Origin of the sequence: Williamwhitmania sp. (genome assembly GCA_035529935.1) — a bacterium.
GTDB lineage: Bacteria > Bacteroidota > Bacteroidia > Bacteroidales > Williamwhitmaniaceae > Williamwhitmania.
Genome location: DATKVT010000153.1, coordinates 1 through 5,065 on the forward strand (window position 1 = coordinate 1; position 5,065 = coordinate 5,065).

The window sequence follows — 5,065 nt, forward strand, 5'->3', positions numbered from 1 at the left end:
AAGCCACACTGCTCATTGTCGGTGGTAGTTTGGTAAATGGCACGAAGATCGTCGGGAGCATTTGCCACCACAAAGCTGCAGCCTGCATGGTTGAGCATCTCCACGTCGTTGTAGTCGTTGCCCACGGCCACAATGTTGCCCGTAGCAATACCGTGAGTAGCGGCAATCCAATCGATGCCATGCGCCTTTGAAACGCCGCGTGGAAACACCTCCAGCCAGATGGAGCGGCCATCGAATGGTGAGGTGGCCTTTATAATACTGTAGCCCGGCAGCAGTTGCCTCACCTCCACCTCCCTGCTGGCCTTCTCCTGAGGCAGAATAATCAGAATTTGGGTGGCAGGCTCCGGAAATGGAATGCCGGGAATAAATGGTGATGTAAAGCCATGGTAGTGCTGGCAGCGCTTGTTAAAATCGGAATTATCGCCATTTGCGGAGTAAAACTGGAACAGATGATTCTTGGGTATGGCATCATGCACCATAAAATCGAACCTCTCCGATACCAGCAGCGAGGCAATGTGGGTAACCTCCTCGGGCTGCAGCTGCATTACAAGCGTCAGCTGCTTATCGGCCCAGCGCATCACACCCGAACCGGTGGAGAAAACGAGGTAGTCGATGGGAAAGTCGGGACTCAGCACCTGCGCGGCAGTGAAGATCGATCGACCCGTAGCCGCCACCCTTACCACACCTTGCTCGCCAAGCCTTGCAAGGGTTTCCATATCCTTTTCGCCTACGGTGTGATCGGCACGCAGCAATGTTCCATCCAAATCGGTTACTACCATTCTAACATCCATACAGCTCTGGTCTTTCTTATTATATTTAGTTAACCTTTTTTCATGTTATATGTTAGTTAATCGGGCACAGGCAGCTAAACACTGCTCTTTGGCTTCCAAACTTCCAAATTCCGCTAACTTCTTTATCAACCATGGTCAAAAATTCACCCCAAAGATACATCTACATTTTTTAAAACTTTTTAGCTAATGGATGGTGACATTGCCCAAAAAATGCTTGCAATTAACCATCGAATAATTTATATTTAACCACTAATTAACCTAAATAGTTATGGATATGGCCAAGGTTATAACATTCAACGATCTACGTAAGATCAAAGACAATCTTCCAGACGGTAGCATCCACCACATTGCAGATGAGCTACACCTCACTGTGGAAACCGTTAGAAATTATTTTGGGGGAGCGAATTACAACAATGGAAAAAGTGTTGGCATCCATTTGGAACAAGGGCCCGACGGCGGTTTGGTAACCTTAGATGACACCACAATTCTCGATATGGCAGAACGTATTATCTCCGAACACCCCCCTTTGAGCTGATTACACATTTGGCTAAGAAAAGGGCAGAAATTGATTTCTGCCCTTTTTTTGCTTCATTTGCAGAAAAAAAATGGACTGCAAAGCAATAGAGAAGCAGTGGCGCCCTATACTGGAAACGGCCTGTAAACAGGCCTTCAACGAAACACACATTCCATCGCACGACGTGCTGCACCACCGGAGGGTATGGCGCTACGGTCGTGAGTTGCTCCGCAACCTTGAACAAGAAGAAGAGTCGAAGCAGAACCGGAATGTAGGGAATTTGCTTACGGCAGCCTACTTTCACGATACCGGCCTCACCACCAATCCCGGTGAGGAGCACGGAGCGGCCTCCCTCCAGCTGTTCACTTCCTGGGCAATGAACCACCCCGACATTTCCGACATAACCGATGAAAGGGCCGCAGAGGCCATTCTTCGCCACGATGATAAAACCTACAAATCGAATCGGAACCATTCAAAATCTCTTTCGGCTGGAGACACCCTAACCCTGCTCTCCATAGCCGACGACTTGGATGCCTTTGGCTTTATTGGCATTGCGCGCTATACCGAAATTTATTTGCTCCGTGGTGCATCGCCGAGCAACCTACCAGGCAAGGTGGTGCAAAATTTGGAGTCGCGGGGGAAGTTCATTGAACCGCTGCTGCTGCAGCTTCCAGCACTTCATACCATGCACAACGAGCGATACAACAAAACCTACCAATTCTTCAAGAGATGGTCCGATTGCAGCCCCGTTGCCTCGGAGTATGACCTATTTGCCAACGTGGTCCAGCGAGTAATTGTGGATGAACAGGGTGACTGGAAAACACTTTCCGCCGCGCTTAACCAAAAGTCGTGGAACCACCTTTCCACCACCATCAACGGCATAGTTGCCGAGATTAGCCATTAACGTATGGAACTGTACGATGTTATTGTAGTTGGAGGTGGACCAGCAGGACTCCTGGCCGCAGGAGCAGCGGGCTCGCTCGGAGCCAATGTGGTGCTGCTCGAAAAGATGGAAAAACCGGCCCGTAAGCTGCGCATCACCGGCAAGGGGAGGTGCAACATCACCAATGCCCGTCCAATTCCCGATATACTGCGAAAAATATACCCCTCACCAAACTTCTTTAAGCCCGCGCTCTACGAGTTCTCCAACGAGGCGGTGGTTAACCTGCTCAACGGTTGCGGAGTAAAAACCTACGTAGACCGGGGTGAGCGCGTTTTTCCCGAAAGCGAAAAGGCGTGGGACGTGGCCGAAGGGCTTATAAAATGGGCAAAGCAGCAGGGTGCTGAAATCCGTTGCCACGCCAAGGTTACCGAAGCTGCAAAGAGCAGTGAAGGTTATCAACTCACGGTGGAGCAGCAGGGCGTAAAGGTCGTTCTCACCTGCAGAAGTCTGGTGGTGGCGACTGGAGGCCTCTCCTACCCAGCCACCGGATGCACCGGCGATGGCTACAACTTTGCAAATAATTTAGGACACTCCGTTTGTCCTCTTCATCCATCGCTGGTTCCGCTGGTGATGGGTCATCAACCGGGCGTGCTTCTGGAGAAAACCCACCTGAAAAATGTGGAGCTTACGCTGTGGGTTAATAACAAAAAGGTGGACAAGGAGTTTGGTGAGCTAGAGGTGCTCGATGGCAAGCTGGCCGGACCAATTACGCTGAGGTTAAGCCGAACTGCCGTGGAGGCCCTTGAGGCAGGATCGCCGGTAAGGTTCACCATCGACCTAAAGCCGGCACTGTCGGAAGAGCAGCTGTCCAATCGGCTTGCGCGTGAGCTGGCCAACCCGGCCAACAGAACGGCCGAAGGAGTGCTGCGCACGCTACTCCCACTGGCCATGCTTTCACCAATGGGTGAGCTGCTGGGCTTTGATCTCTCCAAACCAACTAGCTCGATAAATGCCAAGGAGCAAAAGAAACTGCTGAGAATGCTCAAGGAGTACCCGCTGGAGATTGTGGGCTATGGCGGCTACTCGGAGGCGATAGTTACGGCTGGCGGCGTGGAGCTAAAGGAGGTGAGCTCCAAAACCATGGAGTCGAAGCTGCACGCGGGGCTCTTCTTTGCTGGCGAGCTGCTCAACCTTGATGCCGACACCGGAGGCTACAACCTTCAAATTGCCTTCTCCACGGGCTACCTCGCCGGTAAACATGCTGCAGAAAAAGCAAAGGTCAGCCGTGACAATGGCTGACCTTCCCTTCAATCGAGTCTGGCTATGTTAAATTACTTCTGAAGAAACGGCATCCTTCATCTTTTGTTCAACGGCAGGCCAATTTACCACCTTCCAGAAGAGCGATACATAGTCGGAGCGCCTATTCTGATAGCGCAGATAGTAGGCGTGCTCCCACACATCCAGCGCGAGAATGGGAACGCCAAATCGCGGTGCAATATCCATCAAGGTATTGTCCTGGTTGGAGGTGGAGACAATAAATAGCTTACCCGCTTTATCCACGGCAAGCCAGGCCCAACCGCTACCAAAAACTCCATTAGCTGCAGCCTCAAACTGCTTAGTAAAGCTATCGAACGAGCCAAAGGCCTCATTGATGGATGCTAGCAACTTTCCGGTAGGCTCACCGCCTCCATTTGGCGACATTACCTCCCAAAAGAGCTTGTGGTTGAAATACCCTCCGGCATTGTTCTTGAGCGCGGGAGCAAGCTTGCTGGCCGAAGCAAATAGTTCGGGCAGCGGTTTTCCCTCGAAGCCGCTACCGGGCAGCGCAGCCAAAAACTTAGTATAGTAGGCCTTGTAGTGCTTGGTGTAGTGAATCTCCATGGTCTCCTTATCCACAAAGGCAGCCAACGCATCGTAGGCGTAGGGCAGCGTAGTGAACGGATACACCGTGGTTAAATCGCTGGAGTTGGAGGCCACCTTCTGGGGCTCCTGAGCATTGGCAGTGGCAAAGGCCACCACGATGCCAACTAATAAAATAGCTTTTTTCATGTGGTTAAGTTTTTAGGTTGAAGTAGAGAATAGATTACCTGAACTCAAGTAAGATTAGGGAATAAAACGCTCGCTATCAACTAACAAGAAATGGAGAGTATGGTTCAGTGCGCTACTTCTGGGAGAGGGAAATTTAGGATGGGTTAGGATTATGGCGAACGAGCATATGAGCGCAATTGTGTTTATGTCGTAAATGGGTGGAATAAAATAGGTCCATACATAAATAAAAAATTATTCTCACGCAAAGAGCGTAAAGAAATGCGCAATGCCCGCAAAGGCTTTGCGTGAACCCCTTTGCGTCCTTTGCGAGATACATATCTGCCTATAAATTATTAACAATTCTGTGAATTCCCTCCTTTAACAGCTTCGTATTAAAGTTGATTAGTAAGGCTAACTTTTTATCGGCCAACTTCAAGTATGTGAGTGTTTGCGCAAAATGGACAGGGGCTAAATTTTCAACCGACTTTATTTCAATGATCACCTTGTTTTCAACAATATATCAAGTCTGTATCCCACATCTTGTTTAACTTCTTTATAAACAAGTGGCATTGGCACTTGTGTTTTTACATCAAAACCTAATTCTCTTAAATCATAAGCCAAAGCCGCTTCATAAACCGATTCTAAAAGACCTGGCCCTAGTGCCCGATGCAGCTCCATTGCAGCACCTATTATTTTATATGACAAATCGCTTAGTACATGACAAAAAAAACAAATGCCTGATTACCAGTAAAATAAACACGTAAATATTTGGTAAATACTCTGAATATCAGTATCTTACAAGAAATTACCACATCTCGATGTAAGAGCCATGATACCCAGAGTAGACCC

General features: G+C 49.1%; 6 protein-coding genes. 3 read left to right on the forward strand and 3 right to left on the reverse strand.

The genetic code is table 11. The features are described 5' to 3' along the window. Nucleotides 1–791: HAD hydrolase family protein (locus tag VMW01_11445; GenBank protein ID HUW06863.1), on the reverse strand; the 791-nt coding region annotated here is incomplete at its 3' end. A gap of 274 nt (nucleotides 792–1,065) precedes the next feature. Here VMW01_11445 and VMW01_11450 point away from each other — a divergent pair. From VMW01_11450 to VMW01_11460, 3 genes are all read left to right on the forward strand, one after another. Continuing rightward, the gene (locus tag VMW01_11450; GenBank protein ID HUW06864.1) at nucleotides 1,066–1,326 is read left to right on the forward strand and encodes a hypothetical protein; all 261 of its coding nucleotides are present in this window, start codon (nucleotides 1,066–1,068) and stop codon (nucleotides 1,324–1,326) included. A gap of 70 nt (nucleotides 1,327–1,396) precedes the next feature. Continuing rightward, the gene (locus VMW01_11455) at nucleotides 1,397–2,209 is read left to right on the forward strand and encodes a hypothetical protein (GenBank protein HUW06865.1); all 813 of its coding nucleotides are present in this window, start codon (nucleotides 1,397–1,399) and stop codon (nucleotides 2,207–2,209) included. Between the two features lie 3 nt (nucleotides 2,210–2,212). Next, nucleotides 2,213–3,487 carry an NAD(P)/FAD-dependent oxidoreductase gene (locus VMW01_11460; protein HUW06866.1) on the forward strand — a complete coding sequence of 425 codons (1,275 nt, stop codon included), beginning with the start codon at nucleotides 2,213–2,215 and terminating at the stop codon, nucleotides 3,485–3,487. A gap of 27 nt (nucleotides 3,488–3,514) precedes the next feature. Here VMW01_11460 and VMW01_11465 read toward each other — a convergent pair whose 3' ends face one another. Further along, complete coding sequence (locus tag VMW01_11465; protein HUW06867.1) at nucleotides 3,515–4,237, reverse strand: superoxide dismutase; 723 nt, start codon at nucleotides 4,235–4,237, stop codon at nucleotides 3,515–3,517. Between the two features lie 477 nt (nucleotides 4,238–4,714). Further along, nucleotides 4,715–4,921, reverse strand: coding sequence for a GxxExxY protein (locus VMW01_11470; GenBank protein HUW06868.1), 207 nt, complete (start codon nucleotides 4,919–4,921; stop codon nucleotides 4,715–4,717). Between the last annotated feature and the right edge of the window lie 144 nt (nucleotides 4,922–5,065).